The following is a 21,926-nucleotide window of genomic DNA, read 5'->3' on the forward strand; positions in this document are numbered from 1 at the left end:
CCGACACAGTCTTCGACATGAGCAACGGGGACGACGATGCCGACGCGTCGGACGACGCCGAGGCAGCAGACGAGATCGACGTGACCGCCGAAGAACTGGAATCGCGTCTCAACGAGTCCGGCGACGCGTTAGAGGCCGCAGAGACGGAGGCCGACCTCGACGACGTGGAGTCGTCCCTCGACGACATCGAGAGCGACCTCGAAGCCGCCGACCTGCCCGAACCCGACGAGGACGACGACGAAGCCGAGGACCCCCGCGAGGAACTGGAGTCTCAGCTCTCGGACCTGCGCGACGACCTCGAAGCACAGCGCGGCCCCTACGCCGAGGACGTAGTCACCATCGTTTCCGACGCAGCGGACACCGTCACCGACAGCGAGTGGACCGACGACGGCGAGGCGGAGGCCCAGGAGGCCGTCGAGACGTTCCTCGATGAGAGCGCCGAGTTCGTCGACCACGACGCCGATACTGGCGGCGATTTCGTCGCCGCCGGGGACGCGCTGGACACGGTCGCCGACGCCATCGAGGCCGAGAACCTCGACCCCGACGAAGACACGGAGACCATCGAGGGGCTCCTCGAAGCGGCGGAGGCGCTGGAGACTGGGCTCGACGAGGCCGAAGTCTGGGACGACCTGACGGTACAGGAGCAACTCGACGCCCGCGGCTTCTACGACGTCCTGACCAACGAGAACCGGAAGGACTTCCCGCCGGAGTGGAACGCCGCGAAGCTCCACGCCGAGGAAGGGAACTTCGAGCAGGTCCTGTTCGCCTACGACAAACTCGGATCAGAGTTCTTCGACGGGTACATCGTCGACCTCCTGTACAACCTCGGGAGCGATGCCAAACCGGCCTTCGACGCGATGCACCAGCGCGCCCAGAAGCGCGACAAAGGGCCAATCGAGGTACTGGGAAAGATCGGTGACGAGCGCGCAACCGAGACGCTGCACGACTACATCGACGGCGACGGCGACCCCGCACTCCAGAAAGTAACGCTGCGCGCGCTCGGCGCTATCGGCAGCGCGGAATCGGTCCAGCCGGTCGCCAACCGACTCGACGCCGACAGCGAGGAAGTCCGCTCGGTCGCGGCCCGAGCCCTCGGCCTGCTCGGTGACACCCGTGCTATCGAGCCGCTTGGCGACGTTCTCAAATCCGACGACAGCGACTCCGTGCGCGCCTCCGCCGCGTGGGCGCTCCGACAGATCGGGACCGAGGCGGCACTCGACGAGGCCGCCCGCTACACGGACGACCGCGCGTATCTCGTCCAGGCCGAAGCCGAGAAGGCAGCGAGCGCCTGATACGGACTGCTGTACCTGTTTCCGGTCGGCATCGGCGTCTCGACGGTGGCTGCGGAAATGACGTACAGTAGTCCGTATGAGTGTGGGAACCTTTTTAAACGAACGGGCGGCCAGACGCCCCGATGCGGTCGCTCGCCCCACTCGTCTGCTGCTTGCTCGTCCTCGTGGCTACAACACCGTACGTCGCCACTGGACAGGCGACTTCAGCCGCAACAACAGCCAGCGGCCACGCAGAACCGTCGATTCACGCAGTGTATCCGGACCCCGTCACCGGCGGCGACGAGGGGGAGTTCGTCGTCCTTGACATCCCCGACGGGACCGAAATCGGGCAGTACGCGATTACTGACGGCGACGGGACTGCAGGTATCCCGAACACCACCGCACGCGGGCGCGTCGCTCTCTCGACGGCACCGAACCAGACACGGGGGCTCACCGACTGGCCGGTCGTCGGCCTCGACGGTCATCTCGCCCTGGCAAACGGCGGCGAGCGGGTTCGCCTTCAGCGCGGCAATCAGACTGTCGACGCCGTCCGGTATACGGACGCTGTCGAGGGAGAACTCGGCGAGGTAAACGGATCAGTCATACACTGGCGGCCACTAGGTGCAACGGACCGCCCGGTCGTCAGGGCCGCCGGCGACGAAGTCCGCGCGTTCGCGCTGCCGGACGCACCTGCCGCTCCGGTTCGACCGATACGGAACGCCACCGAGCGGGTGTACCTGGCCGGCTACACGCTCTCCTCGGCCAGGGTCGCAGACGCCCTTATCGCCGCCCAGCGCCGCGGCGCGACGGTCCGCGTCCTGCTTGAAGGCGATCCGGTCGGTAGCCGCACTGCCGCGGAAGCCCGCACCCTCGACCGACTGTCCGACGCCGGCGTCTCCGTCCGAGTGATGACAGGCCCGCGCGCCAGATACCGCTACCACCACGCGAAGTACGCCGTCGCCGACGGGCGGGCCGTCGTGCTGACGGAGAACTGGAAGCCCGCCGGCACCGGCGGCAACAGCAGCCGAGGCTGGGGCGTCGTCACGGCACAGTCGCGGGTCGTCGATGGGTTGAACCGGACGTTCCAATCTGATGCCGGCTGGGCGGACAGCGAACCATGGCAGGAGTACCGGCAGGGTCGACAGTTCGAACGAGGGGAGCCAGCGACGGGCTCGTACCCGAGCGAGTTCCAGACGGAGCCGGTTGCCGTCCAGCGGACAGACTTGCTCGTCACCCCGGAGAACGCCCAGGGCGAACTTGTGGAGACAATAGACGACGCCAATGACTCAATCGATGTCATCCAGCCGACGGTCGGAAACTGGGAAAGCCCGCTGCTTCGAGCGCTCCGTCGAGCGGCAGCCCGCGGCGTCGAGGTCCGTCTCCTGCTGAGTGACGCGTGGTACGTCCGTGAGGAGAACGAGCAGACAGCACAGCGGTTTCGGGAGTGGGCCGACCGCAACGACGCACCACTGACGGCGAAAGTTGCGGACCCCGACGGCCGCTACGAGAAGATCCACGCGAAGGGCGCAGTCGTCGACGACGAACGGGTCGTCGTCGGCAGCCTCAACTGGAACGAACAGGCGGCGAGCGAGAATCGGGAGGTCGTGCTGGTGCTGCACGGCAGCGACGCGGCCGACTATTTTGCCGCTGTCTTCGCTACCGACTGGGACGCCGGCGGGTTCGACACGCCGGTCGGGGTCCTCGTCGCCCTGCTCGGACTCATCGTAGTCGCAGGGCTCGCCGCTCGTCGGGTTTCGTTCGAGGCGTAAAAACGGGTGTCGCGTGTCGAGCGGCGTTACACTTCTTCCGGCAGCGCCGTCGAACTGCCGAGTTCCTCGTCGATCTCTGCTTCGGCCATCTTCTCGACGAGCGAGTCGATGACCGACTCGCGGCGGCCCTTGACGAACTTGATGGAGCCGACGACCAGGTGGCCGCCGCCGGAGACGCCGCCGCCGTCGACCTCCTCGCTGAGTTCGGTGACCATCCGCGGGATGTCCAGGCGGACGCCGTCCGAGCGCAGGACGGCGAAGTCCGGGCCGTAGCCGATGGTGATGACGGGGTCGCCGGTCTCGGCGACCTTCCGGTCGTGGATTTCACCGGTCGTCTTGCCCGGCGCGGGGTAAGTAAAGCGGTGGGCGTGGTTCTCCACGTCGATGCGGTAGAGGTGCGCGCCGTTGTCGAGGCGCTCGTGCTCGACGTGGCTCATGGCGGCGTCGAGCTGGTCCTCGACATCGCGTTCGGCGCGCTCGGAGAGGAATTCGACGACTTCTCCGTGGCGCTCCCGGTCGTCGCAGTCGACGTTCAGCACGTCTGTAATCAGCTGTTCGCCGGAGTTGTAGCGCAGCCAGTGGGTCGCGTAGTCCAGTGCCTCGCCGATATCGCGCAGGTCGCTCTCGTCGTAGTCTTTCTCGGCGGCGAGGTCGATGTAATCGCGCATCGCCTCTGCCTCGGAACGATCCGAGAGGCCCGCGACCGCGGGAACGTGTTTGAGGTCGTCCGAGAGATCGGGATCGATCATCCGGGCGAGTTCGACACACAGCATTCCCGTGGTGATGCGGTAGTCTTCGTCGTGGAGATACGGGTTGACGTGTTGCTCGATGAGCGGCTCGACAGCCTCGGGGTCCGGGTGGTGGTGATCGACGACGACCACCGGGATGTCGTAGTGCCGGAGGTTGCGATAGGCCGGCGTGTCTTCTTCGGTCGAACCGTTGTCGAGCATCAGCAGCATCGGGAGCTTCTGGCCGTGGCGGGTGCGGTCCTCCAGCGCGAAGTTGAGGTCCCGGGTCACGTCCTCCATCTCGTAGTAGGGGGCCTTGCTCGGCAGGCGCTTGAGGAGGTGCTGGGGGGCGCTTGCGTCCTCGTACTGGGAGGCGATGAACGATTCCAGCGCGACCTGCAGCGGCACGCTCGCACAGAGCCCGTCGCCGTCAGCGTGGTGTCGCATGCGAATCGGGCGCCCCGAAAGCACCGTCTTCCGGAGTTCGGTCGCGACTTCGCGGAGGTCGTCCCACAGCTTCTCGAAGGCGGGCCACTCGACCAGTGGCTCGACATCGGCCGGTTCGGCGGCCTCAGCCAGTGCAGTGTCGAGGTCGCTCTGGATATCGTCGGCTGCCTCGCCGTCGAGGACGGTCAGCGATTCGGCCTCGACCTGTAGACCGTCGTCGCGCTCCTCTGCGCGCCCGGAGACGCGGACGATGTCGTCGATTTCAACGTCGGGGTGCGCTCGGACACCGGCCTCCTCGAAGGCGGCACACGGGACGATACCGGTCTCGTCGCGGACTTGGAAAACGGTTGGGCCACCGGTCTGTTTGATCTGGACGACCTGGCCCTCGATGATGACTGTGTCACCGGTGGCGTCGGCGAGGTCGTCGACAGTGGTCGCGTTGCCGTGGGCAACGCGCTGTTCCTCGTAGTCGGCGACCCGTACTTCCTCGAAGCTCAGATCGCCGTCGGGGCGGATCTCACCGAGTTCGACGATGAGGTCATCGCCCACGTCGTACTGGCCAAGGAGATTAGAGTCGTGAACAAGTCCGGAGACAGCGTCGGAGAGATCGACGAACACGCCGTATTCGACAGTGCCGTTGACGGTTGCGTGGTACAGTGCGCCTTCCTCGAGATCATCGGTCGTGCATTGATCCGCGAGATCGTAGACGATGGTCCCGCCGTCGGGGACCGTGGCACCGTCACCGGTGCCAGTTGGCGAAGACATTTGTCAATCCTTCGGTGCTCCCCCGTTTGTACTCTTCGGAATCCGCGGAGGGACGAACACAACGCGTAAAAAGCGTCCGGCCCGACCCCGTGGTATGGGGTTGTTCCGAACGAGCGGGATACTCGGGATCGCGGAGTCCGCACTCGAGTTCGCGCTCGCAGCCTCCGAAGAGGCCCATCCCAACGAGTATATGGGCTTTCTCCGGGGCGATGACGCCAGCAAGCTCGGGCTCGACGACGACGGCACGGTGCTGACCGACGTACTGGTCATTCCGGGGACGGAATCGAACCCGGTCAGCGCAACCGTCAAGACGAGCATGGTTCCAAACGACATGCGAGCAGCGGGGTCAATTCATTCGCATCCGAACGGCGTTCTCAAGCCCAGCGACGCCGACCTTGCCACGTTCGGTCGCGGCGACGTCCATATCATCGTCGGCTACCCGTACGGCCGCGACGACTGGAAGGCCTTTGACAGCGACGGCTCGGTCGTCGACCTCCCGGTGCTCGATGTGGAGCCGCCGGAGGAGTCCTTTTTCGATTTCGACCAGGCCGACATCGACGCGGAGCTCCGCGAGGAGGAGTTCGATCAGTGACCCGCGTCGTCGCACAGGGAACGTTCGACATTCTGCATCCGGGCCACGTCCACTACCTGCAAGACGCCGCCGATATGGGCGATGAACTGCACGTCATCGTCGCCCGCTCGGTCAACGTCACCCACAAGGAGCCGCCGGTCGTCCCGGACGAGCAACGCCGGGAGATGGTCGGCGCGCTCAAACCGGTCGACAAAGCGCACCTCGGCCATCCCGAGGACATCTTCGTTCCCATCGAGCGCATCGAACCGGACATCATCGCGCTGGGCTACGATCAGCATCACGACGACGAGCAACTCGAAGCGGCGCTGTCAGCCCGCGGCATCGACTGCGACATCCGCCGGGCCAGCCCGCTGGAGGCTCGGGCGTCCGAGCGACTGCTCTCGACGGGGGACATCATCGACCGTATTATCGACGAGCGCTGCTGAGAAGCCAATATTTTCGTGGTTTCAGCCCAACTAGAGGCTATGTCGACTGTCACGACAGGCCGGACGCTGGACGCACGTGGCAACCCCGTACCGGGAACCGGGTTCGAGCTGGACTCCGACGGCTGGCTCGCCGACCGGGTCCGGGAGCGAACCGGCCCCGTCACGTCACACCCGACGCGGCCCGTGTGGGGCATCCCGCTGGAGTCCTCGGACGACACCATCCGGACGCTCAGCGTCTTCGGACCCGGCTACGGCGGGCCGCCCGAACACTACCACGAACAGAGTCCCGAACGCTTCGAGGTCGAACGCGGCTCGCTGACGATGACGCTCGACGGCACGGACCGGGAGGTGACGGCGGGCGAGACGGCCACCGTCGAGACGGGCGTGACCCACACCTTCGAGAACCACACCGACGAACGCACCGTCGTCACGACACATATTCGCTCGCCGGGCCGGCTCCGTCAGGTGCTGCCGACCCTTGGTGGCCTGGCTCACGACGCCGACGGCGCCCCCGAGAACCCGCTCCAGCAGGCCCTCATCGCGGACCGCCTCGACGGCAACACCGTCTTCACGAGACAGGAACGGCTCGAACCGCTGTCGAACCTGCTCACGCCAGTCGCGGAACTCGCCGGCTATCAGGGAGCATACGCGAAGTACACGCAGCCGTCCTTCTGGGAGCGCCACGTGGAGCAGCCCGACCTGTAGCCGGGCGGCTGTGTCGCCCGACAGTCACGCGGCCGGAACCGCTCTCGACCTCGCTCTTTCAGCCCTCGACGGTGACCGTCGCCTCGGAGACGACGCGTTCGTCCGAGGCGTCCGTCCCGGCCTCGACCGCCAGCACGTACTCGCCAGGCGACGCGTCGTCCTGGACGGCGATAGCCAGACTGCCGGTCACCGAATCGGCGACGGGGTCCCAGACCAGTTCGGGGGGATAGGACTCCCGGACGGCGGTCGGCTCCGGCTCGAAGCTCTCGTGTGTCACCTGCCAGCTCTCGGGGATCTCGGCCAGTTGCCAGGTCATGACGCCCACCGACGAGGCCTGCACCTCGACTCTCGCTGTCTCGCCGGGGGCGACAGTCGCGTCCGACGTTTCGATGGCGAGACTGCCGTCCGAGCCGCCACCGGGGGACTCACAGCCGGCCAGACAGAGCGTTCCGGCCGACAGGGCGAGCATCGCTCTTCGGGTTCGCATACCGGCTGTTCCAGCGGCCGGGGGAAAACGGTTCGCAAAACGACAGTTCCCGCTTCAGATAAGGTCCGCCTCGGCGAGGCGGTCGACGGCCTCCTGCAGTCGCTCCTTGCTGTTGGCATAGGAGATGCGGGCGTAGCCGGGCGTTCCGAACGCGGTCCCGGGGACGGTGGCGACCTGGGCCTCCGAGATGGCCTGGTCGCACCACTCCGTGTCATCCCCGTCGGGGGCGATTTCGGGCATCATGTAGAACGCGCCCTGTGGCTCGGGAACGTGGACGCCGTGGTCCTCGAACAGGCCCATGAGGAACTCGCGGCGCTCGGCGAAGGCCTGGCGCATCTCCTCGACGGCGTCGTCGGTGTTCGTGATGGCCTCGACGCCGGCGTGCTGGACGAAGTTCACGGCACACGAGACCGAGTGGGAGTGGACCTTGCCGGCCTGGGAGATGAGGTCCTCCGGCCCGGCGAAGTAGCCAAGCCGCCAGCCGGTCATCGAGTAGGCCTTCGAGAAGCCGTTCAGCGTGATGGTTCGGTCCTCCATCCCATCGAGCGTGCCCAGCGAGATGGCTTCGACGCCGTCGTAGGTGATCTCCTTGTAAATCTCGTCGGAGATCACCGTGATGTCGTGCTCGACAGCGAGGTCGCGGACGCCCTCCATCGCCTCGCGGGAGTACACCGCGCCGTGGGGGTTACCCGGCGAGTTGACGACGAGCAGTTCCGTCTCGTCGGAGACGGCGTCGGCGAGGTCGTCCAGCGCGCCTTCGAGCTGGAAGTCGTGGGCGGCGGTGTCGACGCGGGTCAGCGTCCCGCCGGCGAGTTTCGCCATCGCCTCGTAGGATACCCAGGCCGGATCCAGCAGGGCGACTTCGTCGCCGTCGTCGATGACGGTCTGGAATATCTCGTACAGCGCCTGCTTGCCGCCGGGCGTGACGATGAGGTTGTCCGGGCCGTACTGAGTGAGCCCATCGTCGTGGAGCTTGTCGGCGATGGCCTCTTTCAGTTCCGGGATGCCGTTGGAGGACGTGTAGCCGGTGTGGCCGGCGTCGAGTGCGTCCTTGGCGGCGTCTTTGATGTTCTCCGGCGTGTCGAAGTCGGGTTCGCCGACGCTCAGGTCGACGACGTCTTTCCCCTCGGCCTCAAGCTCTGCGGCCTTGTTGCTGATCGCGAGGGTCGCGCTCGGTTCTACACGTTCGACGCGGGAAGCGAAGTCCATAGTCATTGTTCGAGTTCGGTGGCGAGTTCGATCGCGCTCTGGACGGCCGAGGCCCCCTTGTCGGTTCGGGCCTCGGCTTCGTCCTGGCTCATGCCCGGGCCGATGATGCCCAGCGTGACGGGGGTGTCGCGGTCGAGGGACACGTCGGTCAGCCCCTGTGCGGCGGCGTTGCCGATAACCTGATCGTGGTCGGTGTCGCCGCTGATGATCGCACCGAGGACGGCTACGGCGTCGACATCCGACCGGCGCGCGAGCCGGTCGGCAGCCAGCGGCGTGTCGTAGGACCCCGGGACGTCGATCGACGCGACAATCTCGGCGTCATGGTCGGCAGCGGTCTCGTGGGCCCCGTGCTCCATCTCCTCGATAACTGCCCCGTGTTTGTCGTACTGGGCGACAACCAGTCCGAGCTGCACCATACCTGACACCCGGGGAGGGGCGACTAAAGAACTACCGTTCCGTCCTGCTCCCCCCGGTGTCAACCACAGTCTGTCAGCCGTACAACATCTGTTGGAAACCAGAAGGATTCTAATGCCCCATGTGCTTGAGCCAGGTATGGCTGAGTCGTCCCTGCTGTCTGCCCTCCACGATATCCGGGACCGGGGCCGGTCCTGGTTCGCGGACGACCCCCGCGCCACCGTGAAGCTCGTCGTCGCCGTGACGCTTCTCGGACTCGTCCTCAGAGTCGCAGCGCTCGGCAGCCGCGTCGCCCACTTCGACGAGGGCCGCGTAGCCTACTGGGCGCTACATCTCCGCGACTCCGGCTCGTTCGCCTACCGCTACATCATCCACGGACCGTTCATCCAGCACTTCGATAGCTGGGTGTTCACCGTAGCCGCGCCGACCGATTTCACGATGCGGCTCCCGGTCGCAATTATCGGCGGCCTGCTCCCGCTGACGGCGCTGCTTTTTCGCGAGCACCTCCGGTCCGACGAGACTGTCCTCATGGCCGCGTTTCTCGCGCTCAATCCGGTCCTGCTGTACTTCTCGCGGTTCATGCGCAGCGACGTGCTGGTCGCGGCGTTCATGTTCGCCGCCTTCGGCCTGCTCGTCCGGTTCGTCGACACCCGCAAGGCGCGCTATCTCTACGGCGTCGGGGCGTTCATGGCGCTTGGCTTCGCTTCGAAGGAGAACGCCATCGTCTACGTGCTGACGTGGCTCGGCGCGACCGGCCTCATGCTGGCGAAGGTGCTCGTCCTCCCCAACGGCTACCGCGACGCGTTCGGCTTCCTCCGGCGCGTCCCGAGCGCCGGCGCAATCTGGGGCCGGATGTCGGGCCGCGTCCGGGCGGACGTGGGGCTTGTCGTCAACACTGTTCGCTCGTTCCGCGACCGCCACGACAGCGCCGGGTCCGTCCTCGCGGCGTACGCGAGCCACATCGTCCTCGCCGCGCTGGTGTTTGGCTTCGTCTCACTGTTCTTCTACGCGCCCCGCGGGGCCGGTGTCGCAGGCATCGAATACCCGCCGGCGCCGGCCTCAAGTGGCGACGTGAACTTCTGGTCCGGCGTAACGAACCCGTCGCTGTTCCCGGAACTCGTCCAGACCACCTGGGAGCGGGTCGTCGACCAGTACAGCGAGTGGTTCTCGCCGGCCTCGGAGAAGGCCACGACGACTGAAACGGGCCTCGTCGAGTCTATCGAGACGTTCTACGAGAGCGTCGACGGCCACTACGAGATACTGTTGAAAGCGCTGGCCTACACCGCGGCGCCGCTGCTCCTGTTCTCGGCGTTCGGTTACGCACTCGACCGGCTTGGGGCGGTCGAGCCGCGCCACCTCGTCCCGTTCGCGGCCTACGGCGGCTACGTCTCGATCCTGGGCTACCCCATCGGGACCGACATCGGCGCGCCGTGGCTCGCCGTCCACGTCGTCGTCCCGCTGTCGATTCCGGCCGCCGTCGGACTCGCCGCCGTGATTCGGTGGGGGAGCGAATCGCTGTCGGCCGATGACGTGACCGGCGCTGCCATCGCCGCCGCTATCGTCCTGCTCGTTACTGTACTCGTCGTCAATACCGCCGCAACGCGGGTGTACACGAACGAGCACCTGGAGGGGAATCCGCTGGTTCAGTACGCCCAGCCACAGGAGTCGCTCCGTGCCGACTTAGCGGAGATGGACCGCATCGCGACGGCCAACGGAAACGGCACCGATGTGGTAATGTACCACGGGGAGCGCGGCGACGCCTACGACGGCGACGACGCCTACGTCAAGGAGAACCGCGGCCAGTGGAACGACTCCTGGTGGAACACCAGACCGACCTGTCTGCAGTGGTACAACTCGCTGCCGCTGCCGTGGTACTACGCGGCCGACGACGTGAACGTCTCCTGTGAGAACCGACCCGGTGCGCTCGCCGAGCGGGCACAGGACGGACAGCCGCCGATAATTCTCACCCAGCAGATAGACAGCACGGTCCCCGTCGAGCGGCTTGAGGCCGCCGGCTACGAGCCCCGAACCCACCGAATGCGGACGAAGTACAGCTCGAACGATATGACGGTGTGGGTTCACGAGTCCTACGGCCGAGAAACGAACGCTTAACCCCGACGCTGTGGAAGCGCGCGGTATGACGCTCACGTCACCAGGACCGACTGTCGGTGTTGTCGGCGGTGGCCAACTCGGCCGTATGCTGGGCGAGGCGGCCGCGCCGCTCGGCCTCGAACTGCTCGTGACCGACCCGACGCCGGACTGCCCGGCCGCGCCGGTCGTCCGCGACCAGCTCGTCGGCGACTTCGACGAGGAGGCGACCCTGCGGGAGCTCGCCGAGCGCGCCGACTACCTCACGTTCGAGATCGAACTGGCCGACCCGGACGTTCTCGAACGGGTCGCCGAGGAGACAGGGACGCCGGTTCACCCCGCCCCCGAAACGCTCCGGACGATTCAGGACAAGCTCGTCCAGAAGCGCCGGCTGGCCGAGGCCGGCGTCCCGGTGCCGGCGTTCCGCGCCGTCGACACCGCCGACGACCTCCGCGAGGCCTGCGAGGAACTGGGCTACCCCGCGATGCTCAAGGCCCGGACCGGCGGCTACGACGGCCGCGGAAACATCCGCGTCGAAGGCCCGGAAGACGTCGAGGACGCTATCGACGCCATCGCCGGCCCCGCGATGGTCGAGGAGATGGTCGACTTCGAGCGCGAACTCGCGGTCATGGGCTGTCGCGGTGCGGACGAACGGGACACGTTCCCGGTCACCGAGACGATTCACCGGGAGGAGATCCTCCGCGAGTCCGTCGCGCCGGCCAGAGCGTCAGAAGCCGTCCGCGAGCGCGCACGAAATGTCGCGCACGACGTGCTCGACGTGATGGACGGCCGCGGCGTGTTCGGCATCGAACTGTTCGAGACGACCGACGGCGAGATTCTGCTCAACGAGATCGCACCGCGACCGCACAACTCCGGCCACTGGACTATCGAAGGGTGTCACACCTCGCAGTTCGAGCAACACCTGCGGGCCGTCACCGGCCGGCCGCTGGGGTCGACCGACCAGCGGTTCCCCACCGTCTCAACCAACATTCTCGGGGACGTTTCGGAGCGCCAGTCGGCAGAATTGCGGGGCGAAGACGGGGTACTGGAGACGCCGCGGGCACACCTGCACTGGTACGGCAAGCGCGAGGTGTACGAACTCCGGAAGATGGGGCACGTGACGCTGACGGCTGACGACCGCGACAGGCTGCTCGCCGGCGCGCGCGAACTCCGTGACGGACTGACCTTCGAGTGAGCGACACGGACTGACCGCGGGGTCTTCTGCAGTCCGGAACCGAGCGGCCTTTGAATATGCGGTCCTGAGTCACGGTATGGACCGACGGGATTTCCTCCGCGCGGCCGGCCCGGCGGCGGTCGCAGGGCTCGCCGGCTGCCTCGGCGGTGGGAGCGCTGACACCGACTACGACGTGGGGATGTCCGCGAAGGCGTTTCGCCCGGTTCGCATCGCCGTCGAACCGGGGACGACCGTCCGCTGGCTCAACACGAGCAAGCAGGGCCACTCGGTCACGGCCTACGAGGACGACATCCCCGAGGAGGCCGACTACTTCGCCTCCGGCGGCTTCGACACCGAGCAGGCGGCCCGCGACAACTGGGGGAGTTCCTCCGGCGGGACGATGTTCGAGGGTGACGATTTCACGCACACCTTCGAGGTGCTCGGCGAATATCCCTACTTCTGTATCCCACACGAGCGAGCCGGGATGGTCGGGACCGTCGTCGTGACCGAGAACCCGGAAACGGCGACGAGCAGCGAGTAGCGGCGCTCTCTCTGTCGGTTTCTCCGTCAGCGCTGCGTACTTTTTCGGTGCGGTACTGTCCGTTATCGGTCACAGACTCGAAAATACAGTCTCCCATCATACGTCGCAGAATCGGCTCCGTTTGCCGCGTGCTAGAGCTCGTTCTCTCACTGCGGCGAAAAAATCGAACGTCGGTGTTGTAACGTGTTAGGCTTCGACGTCGACGTCTTCCTCGTCCACGTCGACCGCCGTCTCCTCTTCGGCGGCGACTTCTTCCGGCCGCGCTTCGAGCGTGGTCTTCTTGATCTCGACGCGTCGGAGCGGGTAGATGTCCTTGGCCTCGCCGTAGATGGCCGAGGAGAGGCGCCCTTCGACGACGCTGTCGACGAGCTGTTCGAAGGTACGGTCCTTGGCCGTCTCCCGAACGAGGTCGATCATCGTCCGGCGGATGGCCTTCTCCTGGGAGGCGTCGGCCTTCTTCGTCGTCACGGCGACCGGCTGGATCTGGACGCGGTAGTCGTCCGTGGTCAGCACGGTGATGTAGGCCTCGACCTTCGAGGAGCCCCGTCGGACGAGCGAGCGGAGGTAGTCCCGCGTGAGTTCGTGGCGGATGAACTCCGTGTACGCCGTGTCCGAGGCGACCTCGTTGATCTTGAAGGTCAGCTTCGTGTTGTTCTCGCTGGCGTCGTTGGTCAGTTCGCCGAGCGTTGTTTCGATGGTGCGTCCGAGCACCTTGTCCGGTTCGTCTGCCGGTGTCTTACCGAGAACCTCCCGGTCGAACTGCTCGGGAGCCTGCACGGTGTACCACCGTTTCTGTTCTGTGCGCTTGGAAACGCTTCGTTCACTCATGGTTGGATTGTGTGTGTTGGTCTGCGAGCTGTGCTGCAACCCGGATGTTGACGACGTAGTCGTCGACGGTCGCCTGCAGGCCGCTGGTCGAGTCGCGCTCGACGGTCGTGACCACGGCGTTGCCCTCGACGCGCGTGGTCATCTCGTCGGTGTTGTCCGGCCGCACCGCGCGTGCGACGCGTTCGGGCGAGTCGTGCGTCGTGCGAATCTCCGCCCGTCTCATACTGCCTCCCGGAACGCTTCGATGAAGTCGGCCGTCGAGGCGTCGAACCGAGCGCGCGCCCGGTTGCCGGTCCCGACAGCGTCGCCGCCGACCGTCTCGGTGGCGGCGTGCATCGTCTCGGAGATATCCCGGCCGTCCGTGGCCCGGGCCGCGGCCTCCGTGTCGGTGACGACGAGCGTCACCGGTTCCGGTGCGCGGTAGTCCGCGAACAGTCTGGCGACGGTGCCGGTCGGCATCGCGTCGCCGCGGGCGACGAACAGACCGTCGTACCGGCCCGTGGTCGCCGCTGACACCGCTTCGTGGGCGCGCGTGGCGTGACTGCGCCAGGCGGCCAGGGCGTCCTCGCGGACGGCCTCGTGGCCGAGTGCGAGCGCGACGGCAGTGCCGGGCTCTTCCCGAGCGACGGCGTCGAGCACGTCGGCGTACCCGCCGACCGTCTCGAAGGGGCCGCCCACCGTTGGTCGGAGCGCGCGGTGGACCGCGTCGGCGGCCCGTGGCGGTGCGTCCGCGGTGACGGCCAGCGCGACCAGCGACGCGAGGCGGCGGTGGTCGTCGGCCGAGAGGTCCGCAGACTGAATCCGGTCCGCGTCGAGGCCCAGGTCGGCGAGCGTGGCCCGCGCCGTGTCGGCGTCGCTCGAGAAGGGCGCGACGAACAGCGTCGAGTGGGCCAGCCCGTCCGCGAGGTCTGCCGTCGGCACGGCGACCCCGGGCCGGTGTTCGAGCCCCGCCTGCTCGGCGGCTTCAGCGACGGTCCCGTCGACCGCCCCGGCGGCAATCGTGCCGGCCAGGGCGAGCGCGGGATCGGTCGTCGCGCCAAGCTCGCGGGCGGTCTCGAAGGCAGTCGCGGCGGCGCGGTCGGTCAGCGTCACGTCGGCGGTCGGCTGCGTGCGACCGATGGCGACAGTGATATCCGTCTCCGTGGTCCGGTCGGGATCCTCGAACGGGCGGACGACGCTCGCCTGGAACGGCGTGTCATCGAGCGCCCGTGCCAGCAGGCCAGTCGCAGCCAGCGCCTCACCGGTCGCGTCGCTGACGAGGCGCACGAAGGCGGCCTCGCGAAGCGACCCGGCGAGGTCGCTGGGGGACGTGGCTGGTGTCGGTTCCCGACCGGTCGCCGACATCTATTCGAGACCCAGCGCTTCGACAGCGTTGTCGTAGCTGTAGGTGAAGTCCTCGTCGACTTCGTCGCCGCGGTAGTAGTCGATGAGGCGTCGGATCTTCGCCTGCGTGTTCTGGAGCGCGCGCTTGTTCTGGTAGTCACCGGGGTTCTCGTCCATGTGGTCGCGAAGGCGGACGGCCCGCTCGAGCAGGTTCCGAAGGTCCTCCGGCAGGTCCGGCTCGGCCTCGTTCTCCTCGAGAATCTCGGTGACTTTCTTGCCGGTCGCGAGTGAGACGTCAGGGATCGGCGTACCCTGAACGCCCTCGTCGCGCAGCTTCAGGCCGATCTCGCTGGGCGAGTGGCCCTGTTCGGCCAGTTCGACGACGCGCTCTTCGATGGCGTCCTCGTCGACGTCACTCCACTCCGGGGGTTCGTCTGCCGCCGGTTTGTCCGAGTCGGACGAACCGCGGCGGCGTGTATGCATTCGTGCCATTGTAATCTGGTTGGAACCGCACGAACCGCTCTCGTTACGAGGCGTATTGGCACTGTACAGTGCCGAACACGGCCGCAATCCCGAGCTGTGAAAGTCCACAGCGAGTCAGATTTGCGGTCGTGCTGTTCCCATCTCCCTGTCTGAGAGGGCGCGACTAAACCGTTCCGCTTCCCGGTCGCGTCTGGAAGTGCCGACATCGTCGTCGACGCCGCTCCACAGCCGAAACTCTTCGCAGTATTACAATTGATAACTTGCCCATCTATTTTAAGTAATTTGTCGGGTTAGATGTGAGTAGTATGGGTAGCGCTGAGCGGGGACTCGGAAGTCGTGGGCAAAGTGCTCCGCTCGGGTTAGCGCTGGTTTTTGCGGTAATGATTGTATCGACGACGGCGGTGGTCGCACTGGGTGCCGACGCAATTACGAGCACGCAAACGCAACTTGACGTGGAACGAACTGAGAAGTCGCTGACGGAACTCAATTCCAAAACCGCGCTCGTAGCGCTGGGACAGACGGACGTGCAGCAGGTCTCTCTTCCCGCGAGCAGTTCGAGCACCTATCGTATCGACGAGGACGCCGGGTGGATGAACGTCTCCTACCAGAATACAACGTCCGGGAACCGGATGACTGTGTTCAATGAATCGATGGGCGAGGTGGCCTATCACGGCAGTGACGAGACGCGACTCGCGTATCAGGGGGGCGGCGTCTGGCGGGCCAACGGCGACGGAACGTCGGTGATGGTTTCTCCACCCGAGTTCCACTACCGGGACGCGACGCTAACGCTTCCCCTCGTGACAGTGAGCGGGTCCGGGGCAATCAGAGACGGCGCGTCGATCTCTCACAACCGGACGAGGTCGTACTTTCCGAACAGCACGCGCAACGAGAACTTCACGAACCCGCTGGAAAACGGGAAAGTCAACGTTACCGTCCAGAGCGAGTACTACCGCGCGTGGGGAGGATACTTCGAGGAGCGAACGGACGGTGACGTGACGTACCATCCGGATAGCAATCGTGTTTCGATCATTCTCAAGGTCCCTGCGGGGCCGCGAAAGGTCCAGAACGCCGTCGCCGCGACAAGCGACTCCGGTTCGATCAAACTGAGCGGGAACGATGCCTTTACCGACAGCTATACTTCGGCAGACGGGGACGGATATGACGCCTCCGAGGCCGGTGATGGCGGCAATCTCACGACGGCAGGTGATGTCATCGTCACCGGGAGTGCGGAACTGAATGGAAACATCACCTCGGGCGGTCGCGTCGAATTCAGTAGTAATTCGATGACATTCAACGGTGACCGGGTAGAATGGGCGGACGCGTTCGACGATAAACACGGAGCGTGTTCCGGCTCTTGTTCCGACGAGCAGATCAGCTCGTTCGGAGATACCACCAATATCAACTCCCATGTCAACACACAGGTCGACGACCTATCGTCGTCGAACGACAACGGGGGAACGATAGCCGACGACGGCGTTATCGACGGTACAGAGGGAACGACGACACTGTCTGCGGGCAGCTATCACGTCGACAGGATCGACTTGAGCAACGACGTCGAGTTCGACACGACTGGTGGAAACGTAATCATTGGCGTCGAGAACTACGTGAGCCTCAACACCGGGAACGACATCACGGTGTCCGGCCCGAACCAGGTGAAGATATATATCAAAGGCGAATCGCCCGCGTCGGGTGGGAGCGCAGACGGTTATCATTTCTTCACACGGGCGAGCGAAATCAGGACAACCGGTGCGGTTAGTGAGCGGTCGACGCAAGTGTGGATCTACGGAAAAGACGACCTCCAAGCCCGGATGGAGAAGAAAGGGTCAGATAAGTCGAAAGTCACCGGCGTCATCTACGCGCCGGGGGGAAAGACCGGAACGAGCAGGTTCGAGATATGGAAAAGCGAACTCTACGGCGGTGTGGTCACGAGCGAAGTCGAACTCGAAAAAGGCGGAAGGGTCCATTTCGACCAGGCCCTCAAACAGGAGCGGACGATTCCCAAGGACACGAGCGTTGTCGCCATCACCTACCTCCACATCTCGACGAACGACGTCAACATCACGTCCAACTGAGAGCCGACACGCCCACTGCATCAATATCAAAATTAGTAGCACCTGACGCCGGTCAGTTTTCGCTGTAGCCGCCATAGAAGGCCGTTGGTAGCGACTGTTGGTCGGTCGGCCGGCAACCTTATCAGCTGTGATAACCACTGTCGGATAATGCAAGTCCCCTGGGGTCAGCAACGGGCACAATCAGCCCCGCTCGGGCTGATACTGGTCCTCAGTCTCGTCATCGTCGGTTCCAGCGTCGTTGTCAGCCTGGGAGCGACGGCGCTGGTCGATACCGAGTCCGGGCTCGACGTCTCCCGGGCGGAGACGGGGATGACCCAACTGGACTCCCAGGCGGCCCTGGTGGCGCTTGGGAACTCTGACAGCCAGCGGGTGTCTCTCGTCGGGACGGACAGGTCCTCGTACCGAATCGACGACAGTGCCGGTCGGATGACCGTCAATATCACCAACCACTCGGCTTCGCCGCCGACGACAGTCACGCTGATGGACGAGCGGCTCGGGGCGGTCATCTACGAAAACGGGAACCAGAAAGTCGCCTATCAGGGCGGCGGGGTGTGGCGGCGTTCCGACAGTGGCAGTGTCATGGTTTCACCGCCGGAGTTCTACTACCGCGACGCGACGCTGACGCTCCCACTCATCACCGTCCGTGGCGACCGGTCGCTTGGCTCACGGGCGAGCATCTCGAAGGACGGCACGACGCAGGTGTATCCTGACCAGGCGGCTGGGAACATCAATCCGCTGGATACGGGGACGGTCAACATCACTGTCCAGAGTGAGTACTACCGGTCCTGGGGGCGCTACTTCGAAGAGCGGACTGACGGCGACGCGTACTACGACCACGAAAACGACAGCGTGACGACGACGCTGGTCGTGCCGACGGGGCCGCGAGAAGTGACGAGCGCCGTCGCGGCCACGTCTGCCGGCGGAAAGATTACGCTCTCCGGCAGCGGCACTGACCCCGCTCGAACCGACAGCTACAACTCGTCTGTTGGCGACTACTCGGCCTCACGGGGTTCGTTCGGAACGATCACCACAGCCGGTGACGTGTACGTGAAAGGGAACAGCGAGGTGGACGGCTCCGTTCGATCCGGTGATCGGGTCGAAGTCAAGGGGAGCGGCGTCGTCACCCGCGACGTGGAATACTCGACCACGAAGCACATCAAAGGCACTGTCAACGGCGACGTCAGACAGATTTCGGGCGTCGAGGGAGCCGGCGCTATCGACGGCCTGGTGAACCGGCGAGTCGCCAACGCGAGCAGTACCAACAACAATAGCGCGACCGGGAGTATTTCGGGGAATCAGCTCGACAGCGGCGACCAGACGCTCGACGCGGGCACGTACTATCTGGAGGATCTGACACTAAGCGGCGAGACGCTGACGGTTAACACGGGTGGTGACGACGTGACCATCGCCGTCCGGGACTACGTCTACATCGAGAACAACGGGCAGATCAAAGTCAACGGCGACGGGAAAGTCCGCCTCTACGTCAAAGGCGAAGCCACGTCCGCCAGCGGCCACCACTTCCACATCTATCGCACCGGGAATGTCGACATTGACAACGCCAACAACTCCAAGCAGTTCTGGATGTACGGTCAGTCGGACTTCGACGCCTTCATCGAAGGGGATACCGATACCCCGCAGTTCGAGGGCGTGATTTACGCACCCGCCGGCGGTGTCGGTGCCAGCACTGTTCAGATCAAGAAGGCGGAGCTGTACGGCGGCCTCGTCGCTGGGTCAGTCACGGTAGATAACGGCGGGTTGGTCCACTACGACCGGGCGCTCAGAAACGAACGAGCCGTCCCGAAGAACACGAACATCATCCGGCTGACGTACCTCCACGTCTCGAAGAACCGGATCAACGTGACCAGCGGGTAGTCGACCGGTTACTGGTCAATCTCGACTGCAATGTCGTGGTAAACGACGTATGTCCGTTGGATTCCGCCGGAGGGGGACGTGAAGTTACACCAGCCGTCGGCCCCACAGGCGAACCCTTTCCGCTCGAAGTACGACTGCCAGAGCGCCTCGCGCTGTGGGTCCGAGTCGACACTGACGTTGACGTGTTCGATGTTGCCGCTGGTGTCAGCGAACGAGACGTTGCTGTTTCGGTGGTTCGTCCGGACGAGCACCGTCGACCCGCCCAGGCTCTGCTGGCTACTGGCGGTAGTCCCGACCACGGTGATGAGCACGCGGTCGTCTGAGACGAGTATCGGCGGTGTCCGTTTCTGCACCCCACCGTCCCGGTTCGTTCGATACACTGCTCCTGCCTCGTATACGAGTTCTCGCTCCTGATTGCCGGCGTAGATGATCGGTCGTATCTCCCAGGTCCCGACATCTTTGGGGGCAGTCCCGTCGTGGACTTGCACCGATATCGTCGTGTTTTCGCCCGTCCTGAGCGAGGCTTCGCCGAGACTAACCTCCGTTGCGCGGCTCGGTGCCCCCTGTTTGTGGAGATCCGCGATATTATCCGAGAGAACGTCGAACGCCCGTTCGGCGTTCTCCATCTGCTCCGCGTCCCGTGCGTTCTGTAACGCCCCCAGACCGCTCACTGAGACGAGTATGATCGACGCGACGATGAGACTGAACACCAGGGCGAAGCTCAACACCTCACTTACGGCGCGGTCAGCCATCTCGCACCTCCAGTTGCCCGCTCGATTCGTCGTAGAACACGGTTATCACACCGCCGCCAGCGGTGGAATCCCCCAGGTCCGTCCGGCTCTTGAGCGAAACAGTCACCGACACGTCAGGGGATGTCGATTCGAGGGCGAGTTCATCGGCGGCGGCGTCAATCGAGACCCGGTAGGTGCTGCCACTCACCCGTTCTGGGAACGTGTGGTTCAGCCGCGCAGTCGGGTCGTTGTCAGCGGCGACCACCAGCCGGTCGATACGGGCGATGTCGGCGGCGACCTGCTGGCCGATGACTTCGAGTTCGTCCCTGATGACCTGTTCCTGCCGGCTCTCGACGAAGTTGCCGCCGGCAATGAGGAGTCCGGAGACCAGAATCGAGGCGATGGCCAGGCTCAGCGTGTAGCTCAGCGTCGTCGAGACGGCGCGGTTACGACGCATCTGGCTCACCCGGGGCCACCCGTATCTTTGCCTCGTATCGTAAGTTCGACGTGTCATAGCGGTACTGAACGGTCGCGTTGTATATCGCGGTCGTACTGAACGGCGACGCGGGCGCTGTATCGAGCGTGTTGGCCGGCGTGCTATCGCGGACGACCATCGAGTAGTTCCCTTTGATCTGATTGCCCGACTCGAACGTGATGTTGTACTCGTCGCCGACGCCGTGGGCGAACCGCCCGTCGAAGCTCCCGCCCTGGAGCGCGAGACACGGTTCGCCCTGGACTGTTCCGCCGGTCACGTCGATATGAGCGTACGGTTCCTCGATAGGGACGGCACACGTCTGTGTGCCGCTCGGTGTGTCGATTTCCACGTTGACCGTCCCGCTGGGTCCGACGTCACCCCAGACCCGCATCGTCCATTTCGGGTTGCCGCCGGTGCCGTTCGCTATGACGACGAACTCGCTCCCCGAACTGGGGAGCTGTGTCGCGTTGATGACGAACCGTCTGGTCGCGTTCGTTCCATCGCCCGGGCGCGTGACCCGCTCTCTGACCATCCAATTGGCGCTCGGTGTCGCCTCGCCGGATTCGAACAGCGACGTGTTGGTCTGGGCGATCCGTGTGCCGTAGGTCGGCGCGCCGGCGAGTGTGACGTTCACCAGCGTCCCGCTCGTGACCCGCTGGCGTTCCGTCTGTGTACTGACGGACCGGATGCTCTCACGCACACCGGTTTCGAGTGTTGTTTGGGTCGAGTGGTTGTACCTGTTAGCTGCGATGACACCTTGTCCGACATTCGTCTCAACCATCGCCCGCATCTCCAGCGCGTCGTTGCTCCCGGCGATCTCGCCCCGACTGGCGAGGTTCTGCGTGTAGATCGCGGAGTTGACGACCAGCGCGAGCCCGATGAACGTCACCGCCAGGGCTAACGCGGCGATGAGGATTATCTGTCCGCGTTCGTCGCCGTTCAGATGCGCCACGCGACCACCTCCACGCTGACCGTGTTGTAGACGTTCTTCCCGGTGTCGGAAACCGTGTAATCGGTCGTCGGGTCGCCGAGCCGTGTGCTGTTTCGTGTGCCGTCCTCGTCGCGCAGGTGGTCGTCGTCCATGAGCGTGATTGTATGGCTCGCACGGACCGCGTTGTCGCTCGGCTCGCCGCTGTAGATGTATCGTGTCGTAACGGTTCTCTCCTGCGTGTTCTGGAACCTGAGATACACGTTGTACGCGATCCCGCGACGGTCGAACGCGCGTTCTAACAACTCCCCGAATCGATTGTCCGGCGGCCCGTTCGTGTAGTACTCCCGACCACCGGCCGTGTTGTGGAACTGCGCCGTGCTGTTGTCCCAGTAGAGCACAGCCGGTTTCAGTGCGTCTTCTGCCGCCGCGGAGGCGAGGACGCCGTGGCCGATTGCCTGCTGCTGGTTCTCGATGTGCTGACTCGACGTGCTCGCGGACAGCGGCGTCACCGCCGTCATCTGCAGCGCGAACACCAGGCTTGCGAGTAACAGCATTCCGCTGACGATTGCTTCGAGCGTGTGTGCCTGCGCGCGCAT

At 65.0% G+C, this 21,926-nt stretch carries 22 protein-coding genes; 10 read left to right on the forward strand and 12 right to left on the reverse strand.

Annotated features, from left to right (window positions below; all coding sequences use genetic code 11):
- The first annotated feature begins 17 nt into the window (after nucleotides 1-17).
- Nucleotides 18-1,292, forward strand: a complete 1,275-nt coding sequence (locus ACOZ4H_RS07620; RefSeq protein ID WP_424328709.1) for a HEAT repeat domain-containing protein — start codon at nucleotides 18-20, stop codon at nucleotides 1,290-1,292.
- 122 nt (nucleotides 1,293-1,414) lie between these two features.
- Nucleotides 1,415-3,040, forward strand: coding sequence for a phospholipase D-like domain-containing protein (locus tag ACOZ4H_RS07625; RefSeq protein WP_424328710.1), 1,626 nt, complete (start codon nucleotides 1,415-1,417; stop codon nucleotides 3,038-3,040).
- 26 nt (nucleotides 3,041-3,066) lie between these two features.
- Here the strand turns inward: ACOZ4H_RS07625 and ACOZ4H_RS07630 are convergent, their stop codons facing one another.
- Nucleotides 3,067-4,980, reverse strand: a complete 1,914-nt coding sequence (locus ACOZ4H_RS07630; RefSeq protein WP_424328711.1) for a DHH family phosphoesterase — start codon at nucleotides 4,978-4,980, stop codon at nucleotides 3,067-3,069.
- A 94-nt stretch (nucleotides 4,981-5,074) separates the two neighbouring features.
- On the opposite strand from ACOZ4H_RS07630, the gene ACOZ4H_RS07635 reads away from it, so the two are divergent.
- From ACOZ4H_RS07635 to ACOZ4H_RS07645, 3 genes are read left to right on the forward strand one after another with little or no spacing between them, the layout of a single operon-like run.
- Nucleotides 5,075-5,572 (forward strand): Mov34/MPN/PAD-1 family protein, encoded by a 498-nt coding sequence (locus ACOZ4H_RS07635; RefSeq protein WP_014040778.1) that lies wholly within the window; start codon nucleotides 5,075-5,077, stop codon nucleotides 5,570-5,572.
- Entirely contained in the window at nucleotides 5,569-5,997 is a 429-nt protein-coding gene (locus tag ACOZ4H_RS07640; RefSeq protein ID WP_424328712.1) for an adenylyltransferase/cytidyltransferase family protein, read from the forward strand. The genes ACOZ4H_RS07635 and ACOZ4H_RS07640 overlap by 4 nt, the downstream gene beginning before the upstream one ends.
- Nucleotides 5,998-6,036: 39 nt before the next feature.
- Complete coding sequence (locus ACOZ4H_RS07645) at nucleotides 6,037-6,702, forward strand: cupin domain-containing protein (protein WP_424328713.1); 666 nt, start codon at nucleotides 6,037-6,039, stop codon at nucleotides 6,700-6,702.
- Nucleotides 6,703-6,760: 58 nt separating this feature from the next.
- Here the strand turns inward: ACOZ4H_RS07645 and ACOZ4H_RS07650 are convergent, their stop codons facing one another.
- Genes ACOZ4H_RS07650 through ribH form a run of 3 tightly spaced genes read right to left on the reverse strand, consistent with a single transcriptional unit; the run spans nucleotide 6,761 to nucleotide 8,814 of the window.
- Nucleotides 6,761-7,189, reverse strand: a complete 429-nt coding sequence (locus ACOZ4H_RS07650) for a hypothetical protein (protein WP_424328714.1) — start codon at nucleotides 7,187-7,189, stop codon at nucleotides 6,761-6,763.
- A 54-nt stretch (nucleotides 7,190-7,243) separates the two neighbouring features.
- A complete protein-coding gene (locus tag ACOZ4H_RS07655) occupies nucleotides 7,244-8,404 on the reverse strand; it encodes a pyridoxal phosphate-dependent aminotransferase (RefSeq protein WP_424328715.1) in 1,161 nt (386 codons plus the stop codon).
- On the reverse strand, nucleotides 8,401-8,814 hold the full coding sequence (gene ribH, locus ACOZ4H_RS07660; protein ID WP_424328716.1) for a 6,7-dimethyl-8-ribityllumazine synthase: 414 nt from the start codon (nucleotides 8,812-8,814) through the stop codon (nucleotides 8,401-8,403). The genes ACOZ4H_RS07655 and ribH overlap by 4 nt, the downstream gene beginning before the upstream one ends.
- Nucleotides 8,815-8,950: 136 nt before the next feature.
- On the opposite strand from ribH, the gene ACOZ4H_RS07665 reads away from it, so the two are divergent.
- The 3 genes from ACOZ4H_RS07665 (at nucleotide 8,951) to ACOZ4H_RS07675 (ending at nucleotide 12,615) form a co-directional block, all read left to right on the forward strand.
- Nucleotides 8,951-10,924 carry a flippase activity-associated protein Agl23 gene (locus tag ACOZ4H_RS07665; protein WP_424328717.1) on the forward strand — a complete coding sequence of 658 codons (1,974 nt, stop codon included), beginning with the start codon at nucleotides 8,951-8,953 and terminating at the stop codon, nucleotides 10,922-10,924.
- A gap of 25 nt (nucleotides 10,925-10,949) precedes the next feature.
- The gene (locus ACOZ4H_RS07670) at nucleotides 10,950-12,095 is read left to right on the forward strand and encodes a 5-(carboxyamino)imidazole ribonucleotide synthase (protein WP_424328718.1); all 1,146 of its coding nucleotides are present in this window, start codon (nucleotides 10,950-10,952) and stop codon (nucleotides 12,093-12,095) included.
- Nucleotides 12,096-12,303: 208 nt separating this feature from the next.
- Entirely contained in the window at nucleotides 12,304-12,615 is a 312-nt protein-coding gene (locus ACOZ4H_RS07675) for a plastocyanin/azurin family copper-binding protein (RefSeq protein ID WP_424330351.1), read from the forward strand.
- Between the two features lie 186 nt (nucleotides 12,616-12,801).
- Here the strand turns inward: ACOZ4H_RS07675 and ACOZ4H_RS07680 are convergent, their stop codons facing one another.
- From ACOZ4H_RS07680 to ACOZ4H_RS07695, 4 genes are read right to left on the reverse strand one after another with little or no spacing between them, the layout of a single operon-like run.
- Nucleotides 12,802-13,443: a 30S ribosomal protein S3ae gene (locus tag ACOZ4H_RS07680; protein ID WP_424328719.1), complete on the reverse strand. Its 642-nt coding sequence runs from the start codon at nucleotides 13,441-13,443 to the stop codon at nucleotides 12,802-12,804.
- Nucleotides 13,436-13,666: a KEOPS complex subunit Pcc1 gene (locus ACOZ4H_RS07685; protein ID WP_127014758.1), complete on the reverse strand. Its 231-nt coding sequence runs from the start codon at nucleotides 13,664-13,666 to the stop codon at nucleotides 13,436-13,438. Before ACOZ4H_RS07685 ends, ACOZ4H_RS07680 begins: the two co-directional genes overlap by 8 nt.
- Nucleotides 13,663-14,787 carry a hypothetical protein gene (locus ACOZ4H_RS07690; protein ID WP_424328720.1) on the reverse strand — a complete coding sequence of 375 codons (1,125 nt, stop codon included), beginning with the start codon at nucleotides 14,785-14,787 and terminating at the stop codon, nucleotides 13,663-13,665. The genes ACOZ4H_RS07685 and ACOZ4H_RS07690 overlap by 4 nt, the downstream gene beginning before the upstream one ends.
- Nucleotides 14,788-15,258, reverse strand: coding sequence for a 30S ribosomal protein S15 (locus ACOZ4H_RS07695; protein ID WP_424328721.1), 471 nt, complete (start codon nucleotides 15,256-15,258; stop codon nucleotides 14,788-14,790).
- A gap of 296 nt (nucleotides 15,259-15,554) precedes the next feature.
- On the opposite strand from ACOZ4H_RS07695, the gene ACOZ4H_RS07700 reads away from it, so the two are divergent.
- Both ACOZ4H_RS07700 and ACOZ4H_RS07705 read left to right on the forward strand, forming a co-directional pair.
- A complete protein-coding gene (locus tag ACOZ4H_RS07700) occupies nucleotides 15,555-17,321 on the forward strand; it encodes a DUF7289 family protein (RefSeq protein WP_424328722.1) in 1,767 nt (588 codons plus the stop codon).
- Nucleotides 17,322-17,468: 147 nt separating this feature from the next.
- A complete protein-coding gene (locus ACOZ4H_RS07705) occupies nucleotides 17,469-19,193 on the forward strand; it encodes a polymer-forming cytoskeletal protein (protein WP_424328723.1) in 1,725 nt (574 codons plus the stop codon).
- Nucleotides 19,194-19,201: 8 nt separating this feature from the next.
- Here the strand turns inward: ACOZ4H_RS07705 and ACOZ4H_RS07710 are convergent, their stop codons facing one another.
- From ACOZ4H_RS07710 to ACOZ4H_RS07725, 4 genes are read right to left on the reverse strand one after another with little or no spacing between them, the layout of a single operon-like run.
- Complete coding sequence (locus ACOZ4H_RS07710; RefSeq protein ID WP_424328724.1) at nucleotides 19,202-19,945, reverse strand: DUF7289 family protein; 744 nt, start codon at nucleotides 19,943-19,945, stop codon at nucleotides 19,202-19,204.
- A complete protein-coding gene (locus ACOZ4H_RS07715) occupies nucleotides 19,938-20,381 on the reverse strand; it encodes a DUF7266 family protein (RefSeq protein WP_424328725.1) in 444 nt (147 codons plus the stop codon). The genes ACOZ4H_RS07710 and ACOZ4H_RS07715 overlap by 8 nt, the downstream gene beginning before the upstream one ends.
- Nucleotides 20,371-21,351 (reverse strand): DUF7261 family protein, encoded by a 981-nt coding sequence (locus ACOZ4H_RS07720; RefSeq protein WP_424328726.1) that lies wholly within the window; start codon nucleotides 21,349-21,351, stop codon nucleotides 20,371-20,373. The genes ACOZ4H_RS07715 and ACOZ4H_RS07720 overlap by 11 nt, the downstream gene beginning before the upstream one ends.
- Nucleotides 21,339-21,926, reverse strand: coding sequence for a DUF7288 family protein (locus ACOZ4H_RS07725; RefSeq protein ID WP_424328727.1), 588 nt, complete (start codon nucleotides 21,924-21,926; stop codon nucleotides 21,339-21,341). Before ACOZ4H_RS07725 ends, ACOZ4H_RS07720 begins: the two co-directional genes overlap by 13 nt.

Origin of the sequence: Haloarcula amylolytica (assembly GCF_049705545.1) — an archaeon.
GTDB classification, from domain to species: Archaea; Halobacteriota; Halobacteria; order Halobacteriales; family Haloarculaceae; genus Haloarcula; species Haloarcula amylolytica_B.